The organism is Burkholderia sp. WAC0059, from assembly GCF_002870125.1.
Classification (GTDB): domain Bacteria; phylum Pseudomonadota; class Gammaproteobacteria; order Burkholderiales; family Burkholderiaceae; genus Paraburkholderia.
Window position 1 is genome coordinate 288089 of the sequence record NZ_PNEO01000002.1, and the last position, 26109, is coordinate 314197.

At 67.3% G+C, this 26109-nt stretch carries 28 protein-coding genes; 11 read left to right on the forward strand and 17 right to left on the reverse strand.

What is annotated here, in order from left to right:
• Positions 1–234: 234 nt before the first annotated feature.
• Complete coding sequence (locus tag CY652_RS03240; protein WP_102129243.1) at positions 235–540, forward strand: chemotaxis protein; 306 nt, start codon at positions 235–237, stop codon at positions 538–540.
• A gap of 84 nt (positions 541–624) precedes the next feature.
• Here the strand turns inward: CY652_RS03240 and CY652_RS24350 are convergent, their stop codons facing one another.
• From CY652_RS24350 to CY652_RS24355, 3 genes are read right to left on the reverse strand one after another with little or no spacing between them, the layout of a single operon-like run.
• Entirely contained in the window at positions 625–780 is a 156-nt protein-coding gene (locus CY652_RS24350) for a hypothetical protein (RefSeq protein WP_180970384.1), read from the reverse strand.
• A 34-nt stretch (positions 781–814) separates the two neighbouring features.
• Entirely contained in the window at positions 815–1069 is a 255-nt protein-coding gene (locus tag CY652_RS24740; RefSeq protein ID WP_146010014.1) for a DUF6496 domain-containing protein, read from the reverse strand.
• Between the two features lie 59 nt (positions 1070–1128).
• A complete protein-coding gene (locus CY652_RS24355; protein ID WP_180970386.1) occupies positions 1129–1299 on the reverse strand; it encodes a hypothetical protein in 171 nt (56 codons plus the stop codon).
• 158 nt (positions 1300–1457) lie between these two features.
• Here CY652_RS24355 and CY652_RS03245 point away from each other — a divergent pair, with 158 nt between their 5' ends.
• Both CY652_RS03245 and CY652_RS03250 read left to right on the forward strand, forming a co-directional pair.
• Positions 1458–3410 (forward strand): potassium transporter Kup, encoded by a 1953-nt coding sequence (locus CY652_RS03245; RefSeq protein ID WP_102129244.1) that lies wholly within the window; start codon positions 1458–1460, stop codon positions 3408–3410.
• Positions 3411–3479: 69 nt separating this feature from the next.
• Positions 3480–5273 carry a thiamine pyrophosphate-requiring protein gene (locus tag CY652_RS03250; RefSeq protein WP_102129245.1) on the forward strand — a complete coding sequence of 598 codons (1794 nt, stop codon included), beginning with the start codon at positions 3480–3482 and terminating at the stop codon, positions 5271–5273.
• Positions 5274–5369: 96 nt separating this feature from the next.
• On the opposite strand, the gene CY652_RS03255 is transcribed toward CY652_RS03250, so the two are convergent.
• From CY652_RS03255 to CY652_RS03290, 8 genes are all read right to left on the reverse strand, one after another.
• Positions 5370–5741: a DUF3175 domain-containing protein gene (locus CY652_RS03255; RefSeq protein ID WP_102129246.1), complete on the reverse strand. Its 372-nt coding sequence runs from the start codon at positions 5739–5741 to the stop codon at positions 5370–5372.
• Between the two features lie 37 nt (positions 5742–5778).
• Positions 5779–6315 carry a DUF4142 domain-containing protein gene (locus tag CY652_RS03260; protein ID WP_102129247.1) on the reverse strand — a complete coding sequence of 179 codons (537 nt, stop codon included), beginning with the start codon at positions 6313–6315 and terminating at the stop codon, positions 5779–5781.
• 176 nt (positions 6316–6491) lie between these two features.
• Entirely contained in the window at positions 6492–6944 is a 453-nt protein-coding gene (locus CY652_RS03265) for a CBS domain-containing protein (RefSeq protein WP_102129248.1), read from the reverse strand.
• 122 nt (positions 6945–7066) lie between these two features.
• Positions 7067–7627 carry a type 1 glutamine amidotransferase domain-containing protein gene (locus CY652_RS03270; protein ID WP_258002172.1) on the reverse strand — a complete coding sequence of 187 codons (561 nt, stop codon included), beginning with the start codon at positions 7625–7627 and terminating at the stop codon, positions 7067–7069.
• A 291-nt stretch (positions 7628–7918) separates the two neighbouring features.
• Positions 7919–8566, reverse strand: coding sequence for a glycosyltransferase (locus CY652_RS03275; protein ID WP_102129249.1), 648 nt, complete (start codon positions 8564–8566; stop codon positions 7919–7921).
• Entirely contained in the window at positions 8563–9222 is a 660-nt protein-coding gene (locus CY652_RS03280; RefSeq protein WP_102129250.1) for an SAM-dependent methyltransferase, read from the reverse strand. The genes CY652_RS03275 and CY652_RS03280 overlap by 4 nt, the downstream gene beginning before the upstream one ends.
• Positions 9223–9225: 3 nt before the next feature.
• Positions 9226–10347: an acyl-CoA dehydrogenase family protein gene (locus CY652_RS03285; RefSeq protein ID WP_258002173.1), complete on the reverse strand. Its 1122-nt coding sequence runs from the start codon at positions 10345–10347 to the stop codon at positions 9226–9228.
• Positions 10348–10427: 80 nt separating this feature from the next.
• On the reverse strand, positions 10428–10802 hold the full coding sequence (locus CY652_RS03290; protein WP_102129251.1) for a hypothetical protein: 375 nt from the start codon (positions 10800–10802) through the stop codon (positions 10428–10430).
• A 57-nt stretch (positions 10803–10859) separates the two neighbouring features.
• On the opposite strand from CY652_RS03290, the gene CY652_RS03295 reads away from it, so the two are divergent.
• The 4 genes from CY652_RS03295 (at position 10860) to CY652_RS03310 (ending at position 13276) form a co-directional block, all read left to right on the forward strand.
• Complete coding sequence (locus CY652_RS03295) at positions 10860–11384, forward strand: hypothetical protein (protein ID WP_146010015.1); 525 nt, start codon at positions 10860–10862, stop codon at positions 11382–11384.
• Complete coding sequence (locus tag CY652_RS03300) at positions 11312–12097, forward strand: PIG-L deacetylase family protein (RefSeq protein ID WP_102129253.1); 786 nt, start codon at positions 11312–11314, stop codon at positions 12095–12097. The genes CY652_RS03295 and CY652_RS03300 overlap by 73 nt, the downstream gene beginning before the upstream one ends.
• A gap of 599 nt (positions 12098–12696) precedes the next feature.
• On the forward strand, positions 12697–12858 hold the full coding sequence (locus tag CY652_RS03305; protein ID WP_102129254.1) for a DUF1328 domain-containing protein: 162 nt from the start codon (positions 12697–12699) through the stop codon (positions 12856–12858).
• Between the two features lie 163 nt (positions 12859–13021).
• Complete coding sequence (locus CY652_RS03310; RefSeq protein ID WP_102129255.1) at positions 13022–13276, forward strand: DUF2934 domain-containing protein; 255 nt, start codon at positions 13022–13024, stop codon at positions 13274–13276.
• Between the two features lie 281 nt (positions 13277–13557).
• Here the strand turns inward: CY652_RS03310 and CY652_RS03315 are convergent, their stop codons facing one another.
• Both CY652_RS03315 and CY652_RS03320 read right to left on the reverse strand, forming a co-directional pair.
• The gene (locus tag CY652_RS03315; protein WP_102129256.1) at positions 13558–15030 is read right to left on the reverse strand and encodes an MFS transporter; all 1473 of its coding nucleotides are present in this window, start codon (positions 15028–15030) and stop codon (positions 13558–13560) included.
• Positions 15031–15263: 233 nt separating this feature from the next.
• Positions 15264–15872 (reverse strand): TetR/AcrR family transcriptional regulator, encoded by a 609-nt coding sequence (locus CY652_RS03320; RefSeq protein WP_180970388.1) that lies wholly within the window; start codon positions 15870–15872, stop codon positions 15264–15266.
• Positions 15873–16023: 151 nt separating this feature from the next.
• Between CY652_RS03320 and CY652_RS03325 the strand changes: the two genes are divergently transcribed.
• Complete coding sequence (locus CY652_RS03325; protein ID WP_102129258.1) at positions 16024–17001, forward strand: alpha/beta hydrolase; 978 nt, start codon at positions 16024–16026, stop codon at positions 16999–17001.
• On the opposite strand, the gene CY652_RS03330 is transcribed toward CY652_RS03325, so the two are convergent.
• Positions 17002–17910, reverse strand: a complete 909-nt coding sequence (locus CY652_RS03330; RefSeq protein ID WP_102129259.1) for a LysR family transcriptional regulator — start codon at positions 17908–17910, stop codon at positions 17002–17004.
• A 148-nt stretch (positions 17911–18058) separates the two neighbouring features.
• Between CY652_RS03330 and CY652_RS03335 the strand changes: the two genes are divergently transcribed.
• Both CY652_RS03335 and CY652_RS03340 read left to right on the forward strand, forming a co-directional pair.
• Positions 18059–19735 carry an alpha-keto acid decarboxylase family protein gene (locus CY652_RS03335; protein WP_102129260.1) on the forward strand — a complete coding sequence of 559 codons (1677 nt, stop codon included), beginning with the start codon at positions 18059–18061 and terminating at the stop codon, positions 19733–19735.
• 346 nt (positions 19736–20081) lie between these two features.
• Entirely contained in the window at positions 20082–20795 is a 714-nt protein-coding gene (locus CY652_RS03340; RefSeq protein WP_146010016.1) for a hypothetical protein, read from the forward strand.
• A 207-nt stretch (positions 20796–21002) separates the two neighbouring features.
• On the opposite strand, the gene CY652_RS03345 is transcribed toward CY652_RS03340, so the two are convergent.
• Entirely contained in the window at positions 21003–21476 is a 474-nt protein-coding gene (locus CY652_RS03345; RefSeq protein ID WP_102129262.1) for an Lrp/AsnC family transcriptional regulator, read from the reverse strand.
• A 292-nt stretch (positions 21477–21768) separates the two neighbouring features.
• On the opposite strand from CY652_RS03345, the gene CY652_RS03350 reads away from it, so the two are divergent.
• Entirely contained in the window at positions 21769–23466 is a 1698-nt protein-coding gene (locus tag CY652_RS03350; protein ID WP_102129263.1) for a thiamine pyrophosphate-binding protein, read from the forward strand.
• Positions 23467–23541: 75 nt separating this feature from the next.
• Here CY652_RS03350 and CY652_RS03355 read toward each other — a convergent pair whose 3' ends face one another.
• Positions 23542–24816: a Zn-dependent hydrolase gene (locus tag CY652_RS03355; protein WP_102129264.1), complete on the reverse strand. Its 1275-nt coding sequence runs from the start codon at positions 24814–24816 to the stop codon at positions 23542–23544.
• Between the two features lie 249 nt (positions 24817–25065).
• Positions 25066–25956 carry an AraC family transcriptional regulator gene (locus tag CY652_RS03360; RefSeq protein WP_102129265.1) on the reverse strand — a complete coding sequence of 297 codons (891 nt, stop codon included), beginning with the start codon at positions 25954–25956 and terminating at the stop codon, positions 25066–25068.
• Between the last annotated feature and the right edge of the window lie 153 nt (positions 25957–26109).

Consider the following 26109-nt stretch of genomic DNA (forward strand, 5'->3'; position numbering starts at 1 on the left):
GGAATGGGACACGAGATGCTCCCTGGCGAATGGAGGAACGAGCGGTGCGCCGCGTTTCACGTCGTCGCGCACGCCGTAGCGGTCCCAGCAAGCGATGTGCCACGCCGGGCATGCCGGGAGCGCGTGCCGCCGGAAAGGCACGCGGCACGCGTCCTGCTCGATGAAGAACTTCAATTCAAGCCAGCCGCCACACGCGTTTCGCGCGTAGCAACGCTTTAACGAAGGAGAGAGACCATGAACAGCACGCTAGACCCCGACAACAACGAGCGGCCCGAACCCGTCGCGCCAGGACACGACACGGACGCGCTCGGCCCCGGCGACTCGTCCGATACCGGCAGCGACACTGCGGGCGCGAAGCGCCACGATTTCGACCGCGACACGGAACTCGACAACCATCCGCTGGAACGAAACCCCGGCGAAGACCATAGCGATACGGACAGCTCGGGCACCGGCGAGCGCGCCGCCGCGGACGGCGACGAAAACCTGCGGCCCGACGACGACATCCTGCCCGACCGGGTCGACGATCCGAACGGAGGATAGGCGCAACAGGCCTCCGGTCGGCGAGCGCCATCCGCCGGAGGACGTCCGCCCCGGCCCCGGCGGTTCAGCCCCGGAGATTCAGCCTCAATGCTCCGGCATCGCCGCGCCTTTGGGCGGCGCGCGCGACGGCGGGTCGACTTCCTCCGGCAGAGGGGCCGGCGCGTCGTCGGGTTGCGGCGGAGGAGGAGGCGCGCTCCCGGGATCGTCGAGCGGCTCGTCAATGGGCTGATGTATGAGCATGGCTGGATCTCCTCGCCAGGCGCGCCCCGTACGCTTACTTCCGGCCTTTCTTCTTCGGAATCTTCGCGCCGGAACGGCGCGCTTCGTTCAGCGCAATCGCAACCGCCTGCTTTTGCGGCTTGCCCTCCTTTATTTCCGTCTTGATGTTCTTCGAGATCGTTTCGCGCGATTTGCCTTTGGCAAGTGGCATGTCGGCCTCCTTTCCTCTGAAAAAAACAGGATGCGCACCGCCTGTACCTGGGCCATCCGCTTCGCCCTTGCGGGGATGGAAGGCACCCGTCGTCAGCACCCGGCGAACAGGAAGAGGGCGCGCGCCGACTGACGCGCGCCCAACCCGGCGGGCCTGACTCAACCCACCGGCGGTTCGCCTTCGCCCGGCTTCCTGCCCGGTTGATCGGCGGGCCCCTGGCGGCGGGACTTGTCGCCGCGTTCGGGCATGGCGCTGCGACGATCGTCGCTGTGGACGGCGCGCCGCGGCTTGTCGGGCGTGCCGCGTTGCGGTTGGGTCGGATGGTTCATCGCGTGTCTCCGTCGGGAAATGGGGTTCCCTTGTGTAGCAACGGCCGCGCCCGCGTCCGCGCGGCATTGCCGGAGCGGCCCTGGGTCGGACCGATACCGCCCGCGCAAGGGCACGATGCTTGCGCTTTCCCGCTGACTTCCACGAACGGCCGGCAACCATGCTCCACGAACACCTCGACACCCAGGACAGCCATCGACGGGCCCGGCCCGACAAGGCGCACGCACGAGAGAAACGACGGGAAAACCCGGCGCGCGGCACGCTCGTTCTCGGCGCGCTCGGCGTGGTGTTCGGCGACATCGGCACGAGCCCGATCTACGCGTTGCGCCAGAGCATGCTGACGTCCCGCGACACGGGAGCGCCCTTCGTCCTCGGCGTGCTCTCGATGATCCTCTGGGCAGTCCTGATCGTCGTCGCGCTCAAGTACGCGTGCATCGTCATGCGCGCCGACAACGAAGGCGAGGGCGGCATCGTCGCGCTGACCGCGCTGGTGCGCGCGGGCTTCGCCCGCGCGGGGCGACGCGCGCCGCACGTGGTGCTGCTCGCGGGACTGTTCGGCGCGGCGATGTTCTACGGCGACTCGATGATCACGCCGTCCATTTCCGTGCTGTCCGCCGTCGAGGGGCTCCGCGAGATCAATCCGGCCTTCGGCCCGGCCGTCCTGCCGCTCTCCGTGGCCATTCTCATCGCGCTCTTCCTGTTCCAGCATCGCGGCAGCGCCGTGGTCGGACGCACGTTCGGCCCCGTCATGGCCGTGTGGTTCCTGAGCCTCGGCGTGGTCGGCGTCTATCGCATCGCCGGTCATCCGCAGGTGCTGCGCGCCGTCTCGCCCATCTGGGCGCTGCGATTCGCGCGGGATACGCCGGGACTCGCGTTCGGCGTGCTCTCAGCCGTCATCCTGGCGCTGACCGGCGCGGAAGCCCTTTACGCCGACATCGGACATTTCGGCCGGCGCGCCATCCGCCTCGCCACGTTTGCCGTCGTGCTGCCGGCCATCCTCGCCGGCTACTTCGGCCAGGCCGCCACCATCCTCTACGAGCCCGGCAGCGCGAGCCAGCCGTTCTTCCGTTCGGTGCCGCATTGGGCGCTGATTCCCCTCGTAGGCATCGCCATGCTGGCTACGATCATCGCGTCGCAGGCAGTCATCTCGGGCGCGTTCTCGATGACGAGCCAGGCGATCGAACTCGGCTTCCTGCCGCGCATGCGCACCGTCGAGACTTCACGCACGCGGCACGGCCAGGTCTACGTGCCGGCCGTCAACGCGTGCCTGCTCGCGGCCGTCCTGTTTCTCGTGCTGTTCTTTCGCGACTCGGACAGGCTCACGTCGGCATACGGCCTGGCCGTGGCGCTCACGATGCTCACCACGTCGCTCCTGATGCTCGCCGTCTGCCGCATGGTCTGGGGCTGGTCCCGTCTCGCCACCGCCGCCGTTTTCGGTCCGTTTCTGCTGGTGGACGCACTGCTGCTCGCCTCGAACGTGCCCAAGATTCCGACCGGCGGCTGGTTTCCGGTTTCGGTCGGCGTGCTGCTGTTCGCGACGATGACCACCTGGAGTCGCGGCCGTGCGCTGGCCGCGCAGCACGCAGCCCGCGACGAGCCGCTGGACGCCTTCCTGCAGGGTCTTTTCGAAACCGTGCCGCCGATCGTCCGGGTGCCGGGCACGGCCATCTATCCGGGCAACCTGCCCGGCATGACGCCCGCCGCGCTCGCGAGCAACGTGCGCCACAACCGCGTGCTGCACGAGACGGCGATCGTGTTCGCCAACGTCGCCGAATCCGCGCCCCGGGCCGACGACGAAACGCGCATCGAAACGCGCGATCTCGGCCACGGCTGCTACGAGATCGTCGCGCATCACGGGTTCGTCGAGCGCCCGAAGCTGCCGGCGCTGCTCGCCTCGCTCGGGGAAACGCTCGACGGATGGCGTTTCGACCCGTCGCGCACCACCTTCTATCTGCCTCGCGACGAAGTGATCCGCGCGCATGACGTGCACGGCCTGCTCGCCTGGCGCGCGCGGCTTTTCGCGTTCATGTCGTTTCATTCGGCGTCCAGCGCCGAGTATTACGGCCTGGCGTCCGAGCACGTGGTCGAGCTGGGCGTGCAGGTGGCGCTCTGAGCCGAATGCGGGTGCGCGGCTTGCGGTTGCCTCGTCGGTACATCACCACCCAACCCGCGGGAGAACACCATGGCGACCACAGTAGGCGATTTCATTGTCGAGCGGCTTCATCAATGGGGCGTGCGGCGCATGTTCGGTTATCCGGGCGACGGCATCAACGGCATGTTCGGCGCCTTGCAGCGCGGCGGCGGCAAGATCGCCTTCGTGCAGGCCCGCCACGAGGAAATGGCGGCATTCATGGCAAGTGCGCATGCGAAGTTCACGGGCGAGCTGGGCGTATGCATCGCGACTTCGGGGCCCGGCGCGTCCCATCTGCTCACGGGGCTCTACGATGCGCGTCTCGATCACATGCCCGTGCTCGCCATCGTCGGACAACAGGCGCGCGCGGCGCTCGGCGCGCATTATCAGCAGGAGCTCGACCTCGCCGCCCTGTTCAAGGACGTGGCGGGCGACTTCGTCCAGCAGGCGAGCGTGCCGGCCCAGGTGCGTCACCTCGTGGATCGCGCCGTGCGCATCGCGCTCTCGCGCCGGACGGTCACGGCGATCATCCTGCCCAACGACCTCCAGGAACTCGAATACGCGCCGCCGGCGCGCAAGCACGGCACCGCGCACTCGGGCGTCGGCTACACCGCGCCCGAAGTGGTGCCCCGCAGCGAGGACCTGGCGCGCGCGGCCGCCGTGCTCAATGCCGGCCAGCGCGTGGCGATGCTGGTCGGGGCCGGGGCCCTGCACGCGACCGACGAAGTCGTCGCCGTGGCCGAGCGGCTGGGCGCGGGCGTCGCCAAGGCGCTGCTCGGCAAGGCCGCCGTGCCCGACGACCTGCCCTGGGTCACGGGTTCGATCGGCATGCTCGGCACCAAGCCCACGGACGACATGATGTCCGCGTGCGACACGCTGCTGATGGTCGGCTCGGGCTTTCCCTATGCCGAATTTCTGCCGAAGGAGGGCCACGCGCGCGGCGTGCAGATCGACATCGACGCCGGGATGCTCAGCCTGCGCTACCCGATGGAAGTGAGCCTCGTCGGCGACAGCGCGGCCACGCTGCGCGCGCTGCTGCCGCTGCTGGAACAGAAGGACGCCCATAGCTGGCGCGAGCGCATCGTCCGCGCGAACGAGAGTTGGCAACGCGTGCTCGGCGAACGTGCGCACGCGCCGACAGGCGGACGCGTGAACCCGCAACGCATCTTCACGGAGCTGTCGCCGCGCCTGCCCGACGACGCGATCGTCACGAGCGATTCGGGGTCGTGCGCGAACTGGTACGCGCGCGACCTCAAGATCCGGCGCGGCATGATGTGCTCGCTTTCGGGCGGGCTGGCCTCGATGGGCGCGGCCGTGCCCTACGCGATCGCCGCGAAGTTCGCGCATCCGCGCCGGCCGGTGATCGCGCTCGTCGGCGACGGCGCGATGCAGATGAACAACATGGCCGAACTCATCACCGTGGCGAAATACTGGAAGGAATGGGGCGACCCCCGCTGGATCTGCGCCGTGCTCAACAACGAGGATCTGAACCAGGTCACCTGGGAACAGCGCGTGATGGAAGGCGATCCGAAATTCGAAGCGTCGCAGCGCATTCCCGACGTGCCGTATCACCGCTTCGCGGAATTGCTCGGACTCGCGGGCCTTTACGTGGACGATGCCGGGCAGCTCGGCGATGCCTGGGAAGAAGCGCTGGCGGCGGCGCGTCCCGTCGTGATCGAGGTGAAGACCGATCCGGAGGTGCCGCCGTTGCCGCCGCACATCACGCTCGACCAGGCCCGCCACTTTGCTCGCACGCTGATGGAAGGCGACCCCGCGGAAGGAAGCATCATCGCGAACACGGCGCGTCAGGTCATGGCGAACGTACTGCCAGGCAAGAAGACGTGAGTGAGTGAGTGAGTGAGTGAGTGAGTGAGCGGGCGCGGCAGGCCGGCGCCGCGCCCGCTTCCTCTTGCGCTTTCATGAGCGCCCCGGGAAGCTCGCTCAGGGCTTTCGGCCAAACGCTTCGCGGAGCTTGCCCTTCGCCTTCTGCAGCGAATCGCGACGAGACTTCGGCAGGTTCCGGCCGGCCCGATTGATGTAGGAGTTCAGCATCGACATCGCCGACTGAAGCGGCGTGCCCTTGCGCCGGCGGCTGCGCAGTGCGGACTGCTTCAGGGCACGCGCAATGGCTTCGGGGTCGCTCGACTTGAAGACGCCCGATTCGAGATCCATCGCGTCGCTCGACTCGGTCACCCGTTGCGACCACCGGCCGGACGGCGGCGCGCCGCGCTTTCCCGCGCCGGCCTGCGCGTGCCGTTGACGCGCCGGCCGGCCGCCTTTTCGTCGCGAGGAAGAATGCTGGCGGGTCGTCATGGCCCCGGCTCCGGTCGACGGGAAACGGGCACGAGCCCTATTGCTGTTGCACGCCGACTTCCTGCGCCAGCGACTGGGCCATGCGGTAGTGCGCCTCGATGGTCGGCAGCGCCTTTTGCGCAGCGTTCGTGAGCGAATCGTTCTGGCCGTCCGTGATTTCCTTCTGAAATTCGTGAATCGCCTGCCGATGCCCGTCCAGACCGATCTTCTGCGCATAGGCCTGATCGAAAGCCTTGCCCCTGAGCGGACGCAGCGAATCGAGAATCGACGTGTCGGAGTTGTCCTTCGGTACCGTCACGCCGTGAGGCGCCGCGAGCTTCAGCGCTATTGCGAGCTTCGTGTGGTCGATCACCATGTGACGCGCGAATGCGCGCACGTCCTTGTTTTCGGTGTTGCGCATCGCCAGCTTCGAGGCGTCGATTTCGGTCGACGACCCCGACGAGGCCGCCTGCACGAACTCGCGGTCGACGGCAGGCAGCGCATTGGCGGCCGTCGTCGAGGCGGCTTCGGTCTGGGCATGGAGCGGGGCGGCGCAAACGAGCGCGAAGCCGAGTGCAGCGATTGCAGGTTTCATGGGTCACGCCTCCTGTCTGGCCGCGCCGCGTCGGGCAATGCACGGTCCGTAATACATTCCGGCGCATCCCGGGAAACGACGTTCCGGGACAGACGGGCGCATGCTCTTCCGGCGCCGATGCCGGCGCATACACCAGCGGTTTTCGTCCGATGTCCGGTATCCTTCGGCATCCTTGATTAATTTCCGGCCAGACCGGCATCGCCGATGCGCCGTTGCGAAATGTCTTCGAGCGTGTTCGCGAGTCGTCCGCGCTGCGCGCCGTCGCCGCGCGTCGCGAGATCGCCGATCGAGAGCGTGCCAACCATCGCGTGTGTGCGGTCGACCACAGGCACGCGCCTGATCTGCGCCTCGCCCATGCGACGCTGGACGACATCGACGTCCTCGTCGTCGTAGCACCATTCCACCCCCGAGGTCGCGACCTGCGAGACTGGCTCCCGAGGAGAGTACCGCCCCGTGAGCGCCCGAACGGCAAGGTCGCGATCGGTCAACATTCCCACAATCGCCTCGCCGTCGTACACGGGAAGCGCACCGACGTCATGGCGCCGCATGAGTTCGGCGGCGTACCCGATCGACGTCTCGGGCGCGACGAGCACGACGTCGCGCGACATGATTTCACGTATCAGGGTCATCTTCTTTCCTCGAAAAAAGTGGACTTGCTGGTTCCTTTCGACAGGGCCACGCACGGCCGGCCAGGCCCTGCAGCCGCCGCAAACGCTGTGCCCCGCACATCGCGTGGCCGTGCGGCGCCGCGTCAGGCGGCGGCCGGATCGAGCGTAGCCAGACGCGTGATCAGCGTCTTGTTGAAGGCGGGGAGATCGTCCGGCTTGCGGCTCGTGATGAAGTTGCCGTCCTCGACCACCTGCTCGTCGACCCAGGTGCCGCCCGCATTGCGGATGTCGTCCTGCAGGCTCGGCCAGCTCGTCATCGTATGGCCCGACACGATGCCCGCCGAGATCGGCAGCCATCCGCCATGGCAGATGACGGCGACGGGCTTGCCCGCGCCGTCGACCGCTCGCACGAACGCCTTCGCCTGCGGGATCAGGCGGATCGCGTCGCCGTTCACGACGCCGCCGGGCAGCACGACTGCGTCGTAGTCGTCGGGACTGACGTCGTCGAACGTCGCGTCCACGTCGACCTGGCTGCCTTTGCTCAAGTGCCTGAACCCCTGAATCTTGCCGGGCTTTGCGGATACCACGTGCACCACGGCGCCGGCGTCGGTCAACGCCTGCCTCGGGTCCACCAGTTCGGCCTGCTCGAAACCGTCGACGGCCAATACCGCCACCTTGCGTCCTGCGAGTGAGTTGTTCTTCATCTGTCTGACTCCATTGAAAGTCGGGGAAGGGCAGCGTCCGCCGCGCGTTTCGACAGCCGGTCGACGCCCTGTCGATACCGGATACGCGGCGGACTTCGCCTTGTATTCGCACGCAAACCGGATGCCCGCCGGCGCGATCCGCATCGGTCGCGCAACGCGTTCCATGCGCTGCCTCTCCGCCTGGCGGCAATACGGCCCGCGGCCTGTGATCGCGACGTATCCGCGATCGGCACGGAGGTCGCCGCCAGCGCACGACATAGCTCCCCGGCGAAAGGCCGCCGGCGCGCCCGCTCACGCGAGCTGGGCCAGCGTCGCCGCGAAACCGCCCCGCGCGCGCGCCACGCGCCGGCCGCTCGTCACGACGCGCAGTGCGGCGCTCCATACAACGTTCGATCCCGTGGAAACGAGCGCGTCGACGAGCGCGACGTCCTCCGAACATGCGAGCGGCGGGAAGCCGCCCGCGCGCACATAGGCGGCGGCACTGACGCCGAGGTTTGCGCCATGCACGTGACGGTGGCGATCCGCATCGTGATAGCCGCGCTCGAACGCGGCCCGCGTGGCGGACGGCCAGTCTCGCCAGTCGTCGACGCACACGGTCCCGCAAACGGCGTCGGCCTCCCACGCGAGCTGGACGGCGAGCCAGTCGGGCGCGACCATGCTGTCCGCGTCGGTGCAGGCGATCCAGCGCGCGCCACGCTGCAATAGATGCGCGGCAGCGGTAGCCCGCGCGATGCCGACGTTGCGCACGTCGACGGCGATCGTCTCGACGCCGTGCGCCGCACAAACGGCCGCGCTTGAGTCCGTGCACGAATCGAGCGCGACCACGACGACGACGGCTTCTCCCGCCAGTGCGCAATGCGCCGCGCAGCGCCGCACGGACTGCAGGCAGCGGCCGAGCAGCGCCGCTTCGTTATGCGCGGGAATGCCGATGCCGATCATGCGCGGCGCTCCCGCTGCGCGACCGTGAGCGGGTCGGCGCTCCAGACGTCGAGCATGAAGTCGGCGTCTTCCGCATGGATGACCTGCCGCAGCGCAGCGGATCGCGCCAGGGCGACGAACGCGGCATGCACGCCGGCACAGTCGAGGCGAAAGTCGCTCGCGCCATGGCGCCAGTGGCAGCAGGCGAGCACGCCGTCCGCCTCGAGTGCGGCGCAGGCGCGGCGGGCGAGCGCGGCGCAATGGACGGCGTCGAGGTAATACGCGATCTCGCTCACGATCACGAGATCGAACCGGCCGTCGGGCCAGTCGCGCGGCAGCGTGCGCGCTTCGACGCGCACGTGAGGAAACGGCGCGAGCCGGCGACGCGCGGCCGCGAGCGCATGGGGTGCGAAGTCAGCGCATAGCAGGCGCTCGCAGCGCGGCGCCAGGGCCGCGGAAAGCTCGCCGTTTGCGCAGCCCGGCTCGAACGCCGAGCGAAAGTGCGGTTTCGGCAGCGCGGCCAGCAGCAGGGCGCGCTTGCGCGCCTCGTACCAACTCGTGCGGTAGCGCCAGGGGTCGGCCTGGGTCGCGAAGCAGGCGTCGAAACGGGCCGCAACGCGCTCGGCATCGGGTTCGGGACAGCCGGACAGGTCGGCGGGGGAGGGGGCCGCGAACATCGCCTACAGGCTCCAGTCGTCTGGGTTCGACGCGTGGATCGCGCCCAGGGCGGCGAGATCGCTTTCGGCATGACTCTGGCGCACGAATACGGGCAGATCCGCCGCCATGCGCGCGAACCAGCGGTCGCGGCACAGCGGCGCGGCGCCGAGCCCGCGACCGCAGGCGCGCAGCGTCACCTCCGCAGCGGCCTCGGTTGCCGCGCGAACGCGCAGGGCGAGACGCTGCGCGTCCGCGCGCGGCGCGGCATCGATTTCGCGCGCGGTTTCGTGCAGCAGCGCGCGGGCGCCGGCGAGCGCCGCGTCCGTCGCGCCGAGATGGGCGCGCAGATACGCACGGGCGTCTGTCCGGGCGGCTTCGGCCGATGCCGCGCCGGGGCGGTCGGCAAGCCGGCCCTCGGCGGCCTTAGCCGCCTCGTCGCGCCGGACCGACGTGTCCCGCAGTCTCGCGGCGAGCGCCGCTGCCGCGCCGTACCAGCACGCTGCAATGCCGGCGGCGCCGTGCCAGAAGCCGGGCCGGCGCACGTAGTCGCCGGGCTCGCCCACGAGCGTGGCGCGCGCCCCGGTCAGCCTCACCTCGACGCTTAGCGTGGCCTGCATCCCGACGGCCTCCCAGCCGCGCGAGCTCACCGTGACGCCGGGCTGGTCGAGCGGCAGCGCGGCGAGACGCTCGCCGCCGTCGGCGTCGAGGCAGGTCACGAGGGCGTGAGTGGTGAACGGCGCGCCCGAACACCACGCCTTCGTGCCGCTCAGCGTCGCGCGTTCGCCTTCGAGGCGCGCGGCGAGCGGCTCGCCGTCCGGTCCACGCGCCGCCCAGACGGCCCAGACAGCCCCACGTCCGTCGAGTTCGGCCAGCCGTCCAGCGTCCAGCTCAGCGAGGATGGCCAGCGCGTCGGCGTGCGCCTCGTAAATTTTCGCGAGCGACAGGTCGCGGCCCGCGAGCATGGCCAGCCGTCTCCAGCGTTCGAGCGTCGCGCCGGCGCCTGGCGGCGGCAACTCGGGCCACGCCGCAACGAGCGCACGGACCGCGTCCGCAATCGAACGGGCGTCGACGGGAAGCGCGACGGGCTCGAGCAGGGCATCGAGCTTCGTTTCGGCGAAAACGTCGGCAATGAGGGGGGCCGGCATGGGCGGGCATCGCAACGGGACGGTATTGGCGAAGGACGCACGAGGCACGCCTTCCGGCAATGGCGAGGAAAGCGGAACGCTCATGGTTTTCCGCCGCCTGTCGCGTAGACGGACCCGTTGCAATCGATCAGCGCAGTGAAGTTCCTGTCTCCGGCGGGCTGGTCGGGTGTCCGGAACGGCACGACCCACCGGCGGCTGTCGTCGTCCCAATGGACGCCGGGTTGAACGACGAACGACTTGCTCCTGAAAGCGGGAGCGTCGGTCCCGTCGATCTTGCCCTGGAGCGCGCTCTGCCGCCATTGCGCGGAGTTGCCCGGGCAAATGCCTGCGTCGGCCGGGCTGCGCGACCAGTGCTTCATATAGGAGACGGCCAGGGTGATCGTGATCAGGGCTGCGCAGATCAGCGCAACGATCGTTTCGCTCCTGCCTGGGCGACGGCGGGTGGCTTGCTGCATGAACGACTCCCGGGTGGGTGGGGACCGGCTTCCCCGTGGGCACGGACGCGGTAGTCGATGTGGCCAGTGGCACACCGACGACGCCAGGATGTTCGGAATGCGGCGACCGTTTGCGACCGTTTGCAACCATTGACGATAAATTGGAGCCGCAAGCACGATGCCTGCTTCGCGGTGCCGGAGCAACGGATTGCGGCAAACGAACGGTTCGTACTCGCGACGGAAGGCAAGGGAAATTCCCGGTCCTGGCGCCTGGTGCCTGGCGATGGAACCTTCGGTTGGCACTATCCGAAACACCTCGCGTGGCGCGTGTACGACGCGATCGTGCACGGCGACGTCGCGTGCGTCGAGGTCATGCGCCGGACGCGGGCCGACTGCATCGTGCCGGCGAAGACGCGCGCCGCGTCGGAGAAGCGACAGGTCAGGCGCCGAAAACGGCGTGTCTGGACGGCACAGGCCGGGCGTGCCGCTTGCGTGCGGCAATCCGTTCACGATTCCGGCGAGGAGGCTGCATGCTGCATCCCTGCGTTTCCGGCACGCGCGACGACGGCGCGTTGTCCGGGCGGCGCCGCCCGCCCCGTCTGATCGTGGTTTCGCCGCATCTGGACGACGCGGTGCTCGGTTGTGCCGACCTGCTTGCGCGGTGCCCCGGTTCGATCGTCTGTACCGTGTTCGCGGGCGAACCGGCCGTGCCGATGCGCATGCCCTGGGACAAAGCCGGCGGCTTTGCCGATTCGCGCGAGGCGATGCGCGCGCGATGGCGGGAAGACAGGCGCGCGCTGGCGCTTTGCGGCGCCCGACCGCTGTGGCTCGATTTCCTCGATGCGCAATACGGCGCGACGCCCGGCGTCGAAGCCGTCGCCGAAGCGCTGGCGGAACAGTTCGCGCGTCTCGACGCGTATTGGCCCGTATGTCCGCTCGGTCTCTGGCATTCCGACCACGAACTCGTGGGCGCCGCCTGTCGACGGCTACTGCACACGCACCGCCTCGCGCACTACATTGCCTACGAAGACGCCATTTATCGCGCGATGCCGGGCGTGCTCGCCGCGGGCTTCGCGCGGCTCGAAGAGGCGCGGCTGGGCGCGAGCGCGCTGAGCGCGGATGCGATCGGCGGAGGGCAGCCGCTGCAAACTGCGGCGCTCAAATGGCGCGCCGTCCATGCGTATCCGAGCCAGATCCGCGCGTTCGGGTCCCTCCCGACCGATGTCGCACGCGTCGAACGCTATTGGCGCATCGAGCCCCGTCTGGCGAGCGGCCGGACGCGCGCCGGACAGCCCCCGCTTTCAACGCGGACATGACGCCGACGCATGCCCCTCTTCGAGGCCACGCGGTTGCACGTTCGCGCGCGATTTAGCGAATGCGGAGCACGTGCGCGACGACAGGGCGCCACCGGCCCACGCGCGCCCACGCCATAGGGTGCGCCGGTCCTCGACGGGTTACCGTTTCCCCCATGCGCCGCGCGACGCGCGCCACGACGCCATGCACTTGCATTTCGCGGCGCCGCGAGCGCTATCCCGACGTCGATCGAAGCCAGGGTAACGGCTAATTGGTTAGTCATCGAAAGAATTGCTGGTGCAGTAAAACGTATCGCGCCGGATGTCGCCTCGCAGCTTGTAGCGATTACGTGTAAAGCTTGAATCAAGTCTCGCCTTTTGCCGGCCAGGCGCCGTGGCCTTCGTCCGTTCCCGGTCTTGCGGCTGCCGTGCCGTCCTCGCGGCAAGCCCTTACCCCTACGTAGAAATGGCGCAAGGCACGCGCAATGCGAACGTCCGGTCGGCGCCCGCGTGGTCCTTCCCATGAGAAACGGGAACGAAAAGCAGAATCCATGCGACTCGCCCTGGCGCGTACTTTGCGTTTTCCGCGCGTGTAGCGCGGCCATTCAGACAGGGGACAATAAATGCTTCACTACGCAATCGTGTTTTTCATCATCGCCGTGATCGCGGCCGTCTTCGGGTTCGGCGGCATCGCGGCAGGCGCGGCAAGCATCGCCAAGATTCTTTTCTTTATCTTCGTCGTCCTCTTCGTCGCCAGTCTTCTGTTCGGTGCAAGGCGACGCTGAGGAACACCGACGAGGACGGGACGTCGGCGCGCATCGCCCCGGCATGCGCGACGGATAGACGGATAGGCAGCGCAACGTTTCGAACCACGCGCGGGGCCGGCCGTCGATGCCATTTGGCAACGCGGTCGTCGGATCAGGTCAACCGATCGGCAAGGAGAATCATATGGACGAACAGAAGGAACATCTCATCCGCCAGCGCGCCTATCGGCTCTGGCAGGACGCCGGCGCGCCCGAGGGCCGCGCCGACGAATACTGGCATCGCGCCGAGGCGCAATTCAATGCCGAGGGCGAGGGCGAGGCAGCGCCGCCGGAACCGGTAGTCGAGCAGTCGGGCAAGCGCCGGGCAGCGGGCGCGCCGCTCGAGGAAGGCGATACCTTGCCGCCTGCCGAAGCGACGAGGGAGAAACGCCGGGGATGACGCGCCAGTAAGCGGCTCGCACTTTCGCGATTCCCCTCCGTTGCTCGAAGATCTCGCCTGGCGGGTCTTCGCGACGGTCGACTCCGTCGCGGAGCGCGCGGGCGATCCGACGACGGGCTCCGACCCGGCAGCCGGGACGGCGAGGGCGTCGAGCCCGCCTGCGCGCGGACCCGGCGATCAGGCATCGTGAGCGCAGACGGCTAACGTCGTGGCAAGCGTTACGGGCGGGGTTCGCAGGAAGGGCCGGTTCTGCCCTGAGCGTCACGGTGCATGGTTGAGAATTAGCCGGTCGAATGGTCGTCGGAGACGGCGGAGAGCGGGGTGGCCACCTGCTCGAGCGGCTTGCGCTCCGCGTCCATCCCCCAGATCGCGGCGATCAGCGCCGCGCCGAGCATCAGGGCCGACCCGACGAGATACCCCGAGAAAACCGCCCCGCGAAGATGCGTGTCGATCAATCGGCCGAAAAAGGCCGGACCGGCGATCCCGCCGAGCGCCGTCCCGAACGCGTAAAAGATCGCGATGGCGAGCGCGCGGATTTCGAGCGGAAAGGATTCGCTGACGGTCAGATAGGCGGAGCTTGCCGCGGCCGAGGCAAAGAAGAAGATCACCATCCACGCGATCGTCTGCATCGTGGCCGTGAGAGCGCCCTGTTCGAACAGATAGCCGCTTCCCGTCAGCAGCAGGCCCGACAGCGCGTAGGTCGCGGCGATCATCGCGCGGCGGCCGAGCACGTCGAACAGCCGGCCGAGCGCGATCGGACCGAGAAAATTGCCGAGCGCGAACGGCAGCAGGTACAGGCCCACCGTGTTGCCGGGCACGCGGTAAAACTCGGTGAGCACGAGGGCATAGGTGAAGAAAATCGCATTGTAGAAAAAGGCTTGCGCCGTCATCAGCGACAGGCCGACGAATGCGCGACGCCGATGCAGCACGAACACCGCGTGGAACACCTTGCGCAGCGCCGTGTGACTTTGCACGCGCAGGCGCAGCCGCTGCCCGGCGGGCGCCGCGAGCGTGTGTCCGGCATCGCGAAAACGCGTCTCGATGCCTTCGACGATCGCGCGCGCCTCGTCGTGCCGGCCGCGCATCAGCAGCCAGCGGGGGCTTTCCGGTATCCATGCACGCATTGGCAGTATTGCGAGCGCCAGCAGGGCGCCGATGAGAAAGCACGCGCGCCAGCCCCAGTCCGGCGGAAGCAGGCGAGGGTCCAGCAGGACGAGCGAGCCGGCCGCGCCGATGCCCGCGCCGACCCAGAACGTGCCGTTGATGCTCAGGTCCGTCCAGCCGCGCACGCGCGCCGGCGTGAACTCCTGGATCGTCGAATTGATCGCCGCGTATTCCCCGCCGATCCCGGCGCCGGTCAGCAGACGGAAGACGAAAAACGCGGCGAAATTCCACGACAGCGCGGTGGCGGCCGTGGCAAGAAGATAGACCGAGAGCGTGACGAAGAACAACTTGCGGCGGCCCAGCCGGTCCGTCAGCCAGCCGAAGCCGAGCGCGCCCATCACTGCGCCGGCGATGTAAGCGCTGCCGGCCAGACCGACTTGCGCGTTGTCGAAATGCAGCATCGGGCTCGTCTTCAACGCGCTCGCGACCGCGCCGGCCAGCGTAACCTCGAGACCGTCGAGCAGCCAGGTCACGCCGAGCGCCACTACGATCAATACGTGAAAGCGGCCCCACGGCAGGCGGTCGAGGCGTGCGGGAAGATCCGTTTCGACGACGCCTGGCGTCTCGATCGTCTTCGTCGCATCGGGCATCTTCGTCTCGCTACGGGGCAGTAGGACAGCGTCAGCAAGGTGCGTACCCGACATTCGCGGTGGCCCGCGAGAAGCAAATGGGCACCGAGGCTACTGAATGACGATGCCACGCCGATCCGAAGAGCGAAGAGCAATGCCAATGAAACCGAAGTCGGAGACCTATGACCTCGAGGCGATCGCGCCGCAGCACCGGCGGCCAGAAACCGGTCAACGCGAAGCCGAGCCGTGCTGCCTTACCCTTCGAACGCAGCCAGATAGCCGACCACGGCCCGGCTGGCCTCGGTGCAGATCGCATCCGAAATGCGGCCGTCGGTCAGGTAGCCGTACTTCATGCACGCGAATGCGATGCCGACGGCAAGGGCCGCCGCATCGGGTTCGGCCGGCAGCGTGCGCAACGCGCCGTTGCGCGCCGCGTGTTCCCTCAGCACGTTGCCGAGCGCCGCGTCTTTCAGCCGGTGAGCGTCGCGGTCCGCGCTGCTGAACGGACCGTCGAGCAGCAGGAGACTGGCCGCGCGGTTCTCGTTGTAATACGCGCTCACCGCGCGAACGATCGCGTCGACCAGTTCGCGCCACGGCGCATCGGGCGCTTCGGCCCGAACGGAGGCGGCAATGCCGGCCACGCGTTCCATGTGCTGCGCCGCCAGATGCGCAAAGAGCTCGTATTTATCCGGAAAGTACTGGTAGATGCTCGCGCGTGGCACGCCCGAGCGCTTCGCGATTTCCGGAATCGACGTTTTCTCCGGCCCGGCCTCGAGGAGCAGTTCCGTAGCGGTATCGAGCGCGCGGGCCATCCTGCTCTGCGAGCGCGCCTGCGCCGGCGCTCGCCGCTCGGTCCCGGGCATCGCCGAAACACTGCTTGACTTGAAATCCGACATAAGTTAAATTTAATCCGACATTTGTTGGATTATACGGTAATCTCCATTCCGTGTGATGGACCGGACGACGGCGACCGTCCTCGAACGAGATTCCGCTTTCATATTGATAAGGTTTCCTATGGACTATTCCAGCCAACAGGCATGGCGCGACATCGAGGCATGTCTTCCGCGCGAATTTCGTCTGGACGGGCAGGGCGCCCCCCGCGAGGACTGGTGGCCGTGGCGCGGACATCGCATCCATCTCGACCGTTTCGCCAATCCGGACGCGCCGGCAAAGGTCATTCTGTTTCATGGCGTCGGCACGAACGGCCGGGAAATGTCGACCGTCCTCGGCGCGCCGCTTTTCAGGAGCGGGCTGGAAACGGTCGCCGTCGACATGCCCGGATACGGCGTGACGCAGGTGGCACCCGGCAACCCGGCGACCTACGACGACTGGGTCCGGATCGCGAGCGACTTCATCGACGCCGAACTGGCTCGCGACCCAAGGCCGATCGTGCTCTACGGGCTCAGCGCCGGCGGGATGCTGACGTACCATGCCGCGGCGTTGAACCGGCGGGTCAAGGGCATCATCGGCATGACCTTCCTCGATCAGCGCGAGCGGCAGGTCAACGACGAAACGTCGATCAACCTGCCGATGAGCAGACTCGGCGCGCCGCTCATGCATCTGATCGCGAAAACGCCGTTGGCCGGGATGCGCGTGCCGATGCGCCTCGCGGCGAAAATGAATGCGCTCGTCAACGACCGGGCCGCGCTGCGCGCCTGTCTGAAGGACAGAACGTCCGCGGGCGCGTGGGTCAGCGTGCGCTTTCTCAGCTCCTACCTGCGATATCGGCCGGCGATCGAGCCGGAGCAGTTCGACGTCTGTCCGATTTTGCTGACCCAGCCGGAAAAGGACCGCTGGACGCCGCTTCATCTCAGCAAAATTTTTCTGGATCGCATCGGGCGGGTCCCGAAGACGGTCGTGATGCTCGGCAACGCGGGGCATTATCCGCTGGAACAGCCGGGCCTCGCCCAGTTGCACGACGCGGCGCTCGCGTTCGTCCTGTCCTGCTGCGGCCATGCCGATCGGCGCGTAGCCGTCGAAGCCGCGAGCTGATCAACCCGCGAACGACGGATCGACCTTGAAGCCGAGCACCTGGGCGGCCACCTCGATCCACGCGAGGCAACTGCGGCTGACGTAAGTATCGCGGCACCGGACCAGCGCCAGCTCGTAGGAAACCGTCGGCTCCACGACGGGCACGGTGACGAGCCTCGCGGAACGGATCGTCCTGCACGCCGTGGCCGGCAGCAGGGCGACGCCCATGCCGGACGACACCATCGAAACGATCAGGTCCAGATGGCTGCTGCGGCCCGCGATGCCCGGCACGAAACCCTGCGCGCGGCAAACGCTGTCGATCAGGTCGTTGACCTTGAAGTCCTCGGTGAAGGCGACGAAGGGCGTACCGGCCAGGTTCCGCAACGGCACCTTCCTAAGCCCGGCGCAAGGATGATTGCGCGCCGCCAGCAGCGCCAGCCGGTCGCGCACGAACGTCTGCGTCAGAAAGCGTTCGCCGTCGACCGGCAGCAGGATGGCCGCGATATCGACCTCCCCCTCGGCCAGCGCGCTTTCGAGCTGGCGCGTACCGTACTCCGCGATCTGCAACTGGATGCCCGGATAGCGACGGCGAAACTCCGTGATGACGTCGCCGAAGAAAACCGACCCCGTCATCGGAGGGAGTCCGACGCGCAGCGTTCCCGTCACCTGCGAACGCAGATCCCGCAGTTCCGCCCCCAGGTTGCCGACCTGCCGCAGGATCAGGCTGGCATGCCGGTACAGCACCTCGCCCTCGGGCGTCAGCCTGACGCCTTTCGGCGTGCGGACCAGCAGCTCGACTTCGAGTTCGTCCTCGAGCTGGGAGATGGAGCGGCTGATGGCCGGCTGCGTGACGTGCAGCGTTGCGCTCGCGCGGCGAAAGCCGTTCTGGCGCACGACTTCGGAAAAGTATCGGAGAGCGCGGATGTCCATGACGTGAGGGATTCGCGAGGGCAGGAGCGATCAAATATCGGCATCGCTTCGATGATAACAAAGCATTTTCATTATCAGGCCGCGTATCGAATACTGGACTCGCCGGCCCCGTACCGGCCGCTCCCGCTAACTTTCCCGGACTTCTCCCATGCAAAACGTAAGGACCATTGGCGATCATCTGCTCGACCGGATGGCGGAACTCGGCATCCGCCACCTGTTCGGCGTGCCGGGCGACTTCAACCTGGCGTTTCTCGATCACGTGATCGCTCACCCGGCCATCGACTGGGTCGGCACCGCGAACGAACTGAATGCCGCATACGCGGCGGACGGCTACGCGCGCTGCAACGGCGCGGGCGCGATCCTGACCACTTACGGCGTGGGCGAACTGAGCGCGATCAACGGTATTGCCGGCAGCTATGCCGAGCACGTGCCGGTTCTGCACATCGTCGGCGCGCCTTCGACCGATGCGCAACGGGCCGGGCTGAAAATGCATCACACGCTGGCGGACGGCGACTTCGGCCATTTCGCGCGCGCGCATGCGGAAGTCACCGCCGCCCATGCGCATTTGACGGCCGATAACGCTGTGGCCGAAATCGACCGCGTACTCGGCTGCATGATGCGCGAGCGCCGGCCGGGCTATCTGGTTTTGCCTACCGACGTCGCCAGAACCGCGCTGACGGCGGCCTTGCCCGAACTGCCGCCCGACACGGCGGAATGCGACGAGGCACAGCTCGACGCGTTCTGCACCCACGCCGGCGAACTGCTGGGGCGCGCCGGCAGAACGGTCGTACTGGCGGATTTTCTCGCGGACAGAATGCGGGCGAGCCGCGACGTCGAAGCCTTGATCCGTCTGGGCGGCTGGGCCAGCGCGACGCTGTCCGCCGGCAAGGGCACGCTCGACGAGACGATACCGGGCTTTCTCGGCCTCTACATCGGCGCGGCCAGCGAGCCGGAGGTCAAGGACGCCGTGGAATCGGCCGACGCGCTGATCGCGGTCGGCACGCTGTTCTTCGACATGGCGACGTCGGGATTCACGCACCGGATCGACGAACGCCGCCTCATCGATATCCAGCCATCCGGGGCGACGGTAGCGGGGCGCGCGTATCCGCGCGTGCCGATGGACCGCGCGCTGCACTGCCTGATCGAACTGTTCCGCTCGGGTCCGCTATCGCCGGCAAAAACGGGCAGCGCGGCCGCGCCGGCAGACCAGCCGGTACGCGAAGCCGCTACGTCCGACGAGCCGCTGTCGCAAGCCAACTTCTGGCCGCTCGTTCAGGATTTCATCCGCGCGGACGATCTCGTGGTCGCGGAGCAGGGCACCGCATTCTATGGGGCCGTGACGCTGCGCCTGCCGAAGAACGTCCGCTTCATCGGCCAGCCGCTGTGGGCTTCGATCGGCCACGCGATTCCCGCGGCCTTCGGCGCGCAGACCGCGTTGCCGTCGCGCCGTACCCTCGTGCTGGTCGGCGACGGCTCCGCGCTGCTGAGCATCCAGGAGTTGGGCAGCATGCTGAGAGACGGAATGACGCCCATCGTCATCGTGCTGAACAATAGCGGCTATACCGTGGAGCGGGCCATTCACGGTCCCGATCAACGCTATAACGACATTGCATTGTGGGACTGGCAACGGGTCGCCGAAGCCATGGGCCGGGGAAAGCGCTCGCTGTCCCTGCGCGCGGCGACTACCGGCACATTCGTGGAAGCGCTGGACAAGGCTGGGCATGCCGACTGCCTGACGCTGATCGAAGTCGAGTTGCCCGTGCTGGACGTCCCGCCGCTGCTCGACTCGATCGCGAGAGCAATCGCGGCTAGAAACGCTGGATAGAGCGCGGCCGTCTGTCAAAGGGAAAGGAGTGCGTGGCGGGAGCAGCGTGCACGAGAACTATCACGCCTCACCGCCACATTTCGTCGACATGGCACGTCATCGGAATCCGGAATGCCGAGAGCCGCACAGGTAAATTTGCGTCGCCATAATTTTACATAAGATAAATTATCAACCTAATCTATCCATGATCGCCGAATGAAAAATCCTCGGTAAGCCATCTTTCAAAAGTGCCCCCAGACTTCCATCCGCCCGGGATTTTCGCAATTCGACCCGGGACTTCGCCGACCGGGCAAAACGCCGGGCAGTCTTATGCAAAATGGGCCTGGACGATTTCCAGGAATAACCCATGAATACGACGCCCGTTACCAGTCGACCGGCCTCCCCGGTCGAACCCTCGCCGACAGAGACCCGCAACGGAACGCAAGCGCCTCCGCCCAGCCCGCTCGGACCGTCGCGACGAAACAGCGTGTCCGGGCCGCTGTCCGGCCTGTCAGGCGCGTCCCATACCCAATCGCTGCCCGGGCCTGTCCAGTCGAGCACTTCGCCCGCTGCGCGCATGGCGGCGATGCGAGCCAAGCACAGCAAGGCCAGGGCCGAGGCGCTTGAGGCAAAGGCGGAGGCACCGCAGTTTAGTCCTGAAGCAGCGAACGGCGTCAAGGCTCTGATCAGCCTGGGCAATCTGCCTGTCGCCGACGAAGCCAGCCAGCGGGCCGAAGCGCAACGGCGAATCGGCGCGCTGGACGCGCCTCCTGCCACGCAAGACGCTCGCAACGAATTGCGGGCAGCACTCGACGATGCCGTGCAACGGGACGGCGACGCCGTCATCAATAGCCAGACCTATCGGTTGTACTCTGAAGCACTGCACCCCTCCTCCAATCGCGAGCGTCCCTCCTTCAATCCGGGATCGGACGGAGTGGTGAGCATGGCGGATCTCCTGATGGCGCAGGAGATGCTGGAAAGAAACCCAATGACGATGGACATGAACTCGCTGAATGAGATGATGCATAGCATCCTGGACCAAATGGCGAACGACATAAGGCGGGCGGCGCGAGGCGATTGAACGTCAGGCTCGGCCCCGAATTCCGCTCCGCTCAACCGAAAGCGAACGCCGTCGAATAGCGACGGCGTGACCACGCCGTCCGCACGCACCGCGTGCACCTGGCGAGCAGCGCCCTTCCCGGTTTTCTATTTCCGGTTCGAGGAAAACTACGGCGGCACGGAGCGGCTACAGGCCGGTCTGGCGCCCGCCCCGCCCCGCGCCACGACTTCAAACCGTCACCGAAGGCATGTCCTTTATGCACCGCAGCGCGAACATCGACCGGCTGTGCCGAATGCCCGAAATTCGATAGAGTTTCTCGCGCAAAAAACGCTCGTAGCCGGCCGTGCCCTGCACGGCGACCTTGATCAGGTAGTCGTACTCGCCCGAGATCAGATAGGCCTCGAGCACCTCGGGCAGCGCCGCCAGTTCCTCCCCGAAACGGGCCAGCACCTCGTCCTCGTGACGGTCCAGCGTCACCTCGATCAGAACGGTGTCGGACAGCCCCAGCTTTTCCTGATCGATCAGCGCGACGTATCCGCGAATCAGACCCGTCTCCTCCAACTGGCGCGTGCGGTTCCAGCACGCCGTCGTCGACATCCCGACGCGTTCGGCCAGCTCCGCGTTCTTGATCCGCGCGTTGTGCTGGAGCGCCCGCACGATCGCGAGGTCCTGTCTGGTCAGCGACGAATTCGAGTCGTTCATGGCGAAAGAACATCATTTATGAATTCCGCAAACCAGCGGAACGATCGTCCGATTATCCCGGCTCTCCAGCGCATTTCAAAAATCTTCTTCGCAAAATGGCGGGCTAATATTTTCGTACGCTTTCTTGCTGAGCTTCCGGTTCGCCGCGTGCCGGGCCAACCGGCTCTACCCGCCCATAAGGCGGATAGGGAAGCGCCGTCGCCCCCAGGAGGGGGATTCCCGGCGCCCTGCGCTCGACCGCGGGGCGCCGTTTCAGGTTCATGAAAGCATCACCCCGAAAAAGGCCAACACCATGATTCACCGTCCCGTCGAATCGCTCGAAACCATCGCCGCCCGGCGCGGCGCCAGCGTCCTGCTCGAAACGTTGAGCAGTCTCGGATGCGAATACGTCTTCGGCAATCCCGGCACGACCGAACTGCCGTTGATGGACGCGCTGCTCGACACGCCGCAGATCCGGTACGTGTGGGCGCTTCAGGAAGCCAGCGTCGTCGCGATGGCCGACGGCTATGCGCAGGCGGCCGGCAAGCCCGGCTTCATCAACCTGCACACGGCGGGCGGGCTCGGACACGGCATGGGCAATCTGCTCAACGCCAGCGTCTCGTGCACGCCGCTCGTGGTGACGGCGGGCCAGCAGGACCGGCGGCACAGCCTCACGGACCCGCTGCTGTTCGGCGATCTCGTGAGCATCGCGCGGCCGGCGGTGAAATGGGCGCAGGAAGCCAGCAGCGCCGATCAGCTTCCCGTCCTCGTCAGACGCGCGTTTCAGGACGCCAACGCGGCGCCGTCCGGCCCCGTCTTTCTGTCGCTGCCGATGGACGTGATGGAGGAAATGAGCACGGTCGACGTCGGGTCGCCGTCGACGATCGACCGGCGTCCGGTCGCCGGCTCGCTCGACGCGCTGGCCGACGCGCTGGCCGCGATCCCGCCCGGCCGGCTTGCGATCATCGCCGGCGACGAAATCCGTTCCAGCGACGCCGCCAGCGAAGCGCTTCGACTCGCACAGACGCTGGCCGCTCCGGTGTTCGGTTCCTCGTGGCCGGCCTGCATCCCGTTTCCGACGTCGAGCCCGCTATGGGCCGGAAACCTTCCGACGAAGGCAACGGACATCGCCGAAAAGCTCGCGCCGTTCGACGCCATTTTCGCGCTGGGCGGCAAATCGCTGATCACGATTCTCTATTCGCACGGCTCCGCCGTGCCGCGAGGTTGCGACGTCTTCCAGATGTCGGCCGACGTGCGGGACCTGGGACGCACCTACTACACGAAGCTCTCCGTGGTCGGCGACATCAAGGCCTCGCTCCGGCACCTGCTCCCCCGCCTCGAACAGCGCGTCGCAAACAATACGACAGCCTATGCCGAAGCCCGGACGAAGGCCGCCGACGCCCAACTGAAGCGCCGCGCCGAACTCGACGCGCTGGCCGCCGCGCAATTCGATGCGCCGGTCATCACGCCGCTCGTCGCCGCGCAGCAGGCCATGCGCGCGATCGGCGAGCGGACGCCGATCGTCGACGAGGCGATCGTGACGTCATCGGTGCTTCGACGCTTCCTGAACAGCCCGTCGGGAAGGCAGTATTCGTTCCTGCGCGGCGGCGGCCTCGGCTGGGGCATGCCGGCTGCGGTCGGACACTCCCTCGGACTCGGACGGGAACCGGTCGTCTGTCTGGTCGGAGACGGCGCGTCCCTCTATTCGCCCCAGGCGCTGTGGACCGCGGCCTATGAAAAGCTGCCCGTGACGTTTGTCGTGATGAACAACCGGGAATACAACGTCCTGAAGAACTTCATGAGCTCGCAGGCGCATTACACGGCGGCGAAGTCGAACCGGTTCATTGCGATGGAGATCGACAACCCGCCCATCGACTATCTCGCGCTGGCCGCCTCGATGGGCGTTCCGGCACGACGCGTCGTGCGGGCGGCGGACATCGCGCCGGCGATCGAGGCCGCCATCGCGTCGGGCGGGACCAATCTGATCGAGGTCGTGATCGGTTCCGCGTGATTTTCCGACGGGCGCGGTAAGGCTTGCCGGGGCCGTGGATGCAGGCTCACCGTCGTATTGCGAGCCCGGACGGCGTCATGAGACCACGCCGCTACTGGCGAGTACCGCATGCAGCAGCACGTTCGCGCCGGCCTCCGCCCATTCCGGCGTGATCGCCTCGGTCTCGTTGTGGCTCAGGCCGTCGACGCAAGGCACGAAGATCATGCCCGTCGGGGCGATTCGCGCAAGATGGCAGGCGTCGTGGCCCGCGCCCGAGATGATGTCTGCGTGAGAAAGGCCGAGCATCTGCGCCGCGGTACGCACGGCCTCGACACAAACCGGCGCGAACGGCACGGACGGGTATTCGAAGATCTGCTCGATCGAATGTCCCAGCCCGATGCCGCGAGCCACCGTCTCGAGTTGCGCGCGCAGCGCGGCATCCATTTCCGCGAGAACGGCCGCGTCGGGATGGCGTACCTCGGCCGTGAAGAAACATTGGCCCGGCACGGTGTTGCGCGAGTTCGGGCGCGCCTCGATCATGCCGACCGTCGCGCGGCCGTGCGGCGCGTAGCGCCGGCCGAGCCCGTCGACGAAATCGATCATGCGCGCCGCGCCGAGGAGCGCGTCGCGGCGCAGTTCCATCGGCGTCGTGCCGGCGTGCGAATCGACGCCGTCCAGCGTGATCTCGTACCAGCGCTGCCCTTGCCCCGCCGTGACGACGCCGATCGTCTTGCCCGCACGCTCCAGAATCGCGCCCTGCTCGATATGCAGTTCGTAAGCCGCATGCACGGGAAAGCCGCCGACCGGTTCGGGGCCGTCGTAGCCGATCTGCGCGAGCGCCTCGCCGATCGTCGTGCCCGATGCGTCGGCGCGCGACAGACCGTATTCGAGCGGATAAACGCCTGCGAACACGCCCGAGGCGACCATCGCCGGCGCGAAGCGCGAACCCTCCTCGTTAGTCCAGACGACGACGTCGATCGGCCTCCCGGTGACGACGGCCGCGTCGTTGAGCGCGCGCACGACCTCGAGCGCGCCGAGCACGCCGTAGATGCCGTCGTAACGGCCGCCGGTCGGTTGCGTGTCGGCATGCGAGCCGGTCAGTACCGGCGCCGCGTGCGCATCGCGGCCGGCACGCCGCGCGAAGATATTGCCCATACGATCCACGCGTATCGTGCAACCGGCCCCGGTCGCCCATTCGACGAACAGATCGCGCGAAAGGCGATCGAGTTCCGTCAGCGCAAGCCGACAGACGCCGCCGCGCGCAGTCGCACCGATTTGCGCCATTCGCTCGAGCGACGCCCACAGGCGGGCACCGTCGACGCGCAGAGAAACATCCCCGGCATTCCGGGCCGGTAAAGCGGCTTGGCTCATGTATCCCCCGTCGAACTGTCGTTTCGACCCGGCGAGTTGTCGACCCCGTAGCGGGAATCGCAATGGGCGTCGCCCTGCAGGACCGTCGCCAGCCCGAGACGTACGCATGAATCGCAAGCGTAGCCCGAGATAAAAAAACTGTCACGGGCGCAGCCCGGCCGATGCCCGCCCCCCGGTACTTCTTCCGCGTAGCGCGCAGCGTTTCGCGTCGTCGTCGCGGTGTTTTTCAACCGCGGACGTCGCCCTTCGTCATCCGGCCCACTCCTGCGAGCCGGCCGGCTCGCGAACGCGCTGGCGGAACTGCTGCGGCGTGCAACCGAAGGCGCGCCGGAACATCACCGAGAAGGTGCGCACGTCGGCATACCCCAGGTGCTGGGCGATCCGCGCGACCGGATGCCCGACCGACAGCTTCGACATCGCGTCGGCCAGCCGAAGCTGCTCGCGCCACTGGCCGAACGTCATGCCGGTTTCCTGACGAAAGAGCCGCGCGACCGTGCGCGCGCTCGCGCCGACTTCGTCGGCCCAATCCTCCAGCGTGTCGTTGCTGGCCGGCTGCGCGATCAGGCGCTCGCAAATACGCCGCAGACGCGCATGGCCCGGCAGCGGCAACCGCGCGTCGGGCGCGCGCTCGCAGGCGAGCTGCACGAGGCGCAAGACGAGCGGGACCAGCAGCGTGTCGCGCACGCTCCCGGAAGCGGCCGAGCCGCCGGTCCCGCGGTCGGCCGCCTCGACGCCAGCCTTGTCGGCCTTGTCGGCCCCGTCGCCGGCGTCGTCGAGCGCCGGGTCGAACATCCCGAGGATCGATGCGCGCAGCAGTGCGTCGACCGGGATCATCCGGCATTCGGAACGGTCCTTCGGCAGCGCATCGGGATCGATGTACAGCGTGCGCATCGACACCTGTCCGACCATGTGCAGCTCGTGCTCGACCTGCGAGCCGATCAGCAGCGCGTGACCCGGCGTCAGCATCCACAGGCCGAACGGCGTCGTCGCGCGCACGATGCCGGTGGTGGCATAGACGAGTTGCGCGCGATGATGAACGTGCGCGATTTCGTGCGTGCCATCGGCGTAGTCGATCGACTGCGCGATCACCTTCCGCGCGCCCGCAACCTCGCCGAAGGTCTGCAATTTGGGTTGAGTCATAGCATTATCAGACACAATATTTTCACTAACTCTTTATATCGGACATATCTGGCCATTCTTATGCCAATCCTGTCCTGACTATGACGATGGAGTGCCGTTATAGTGACCGCAGCGCAGTGTAGTCGTCCCGTGTCCCGTTTGTCCCCCATCCCG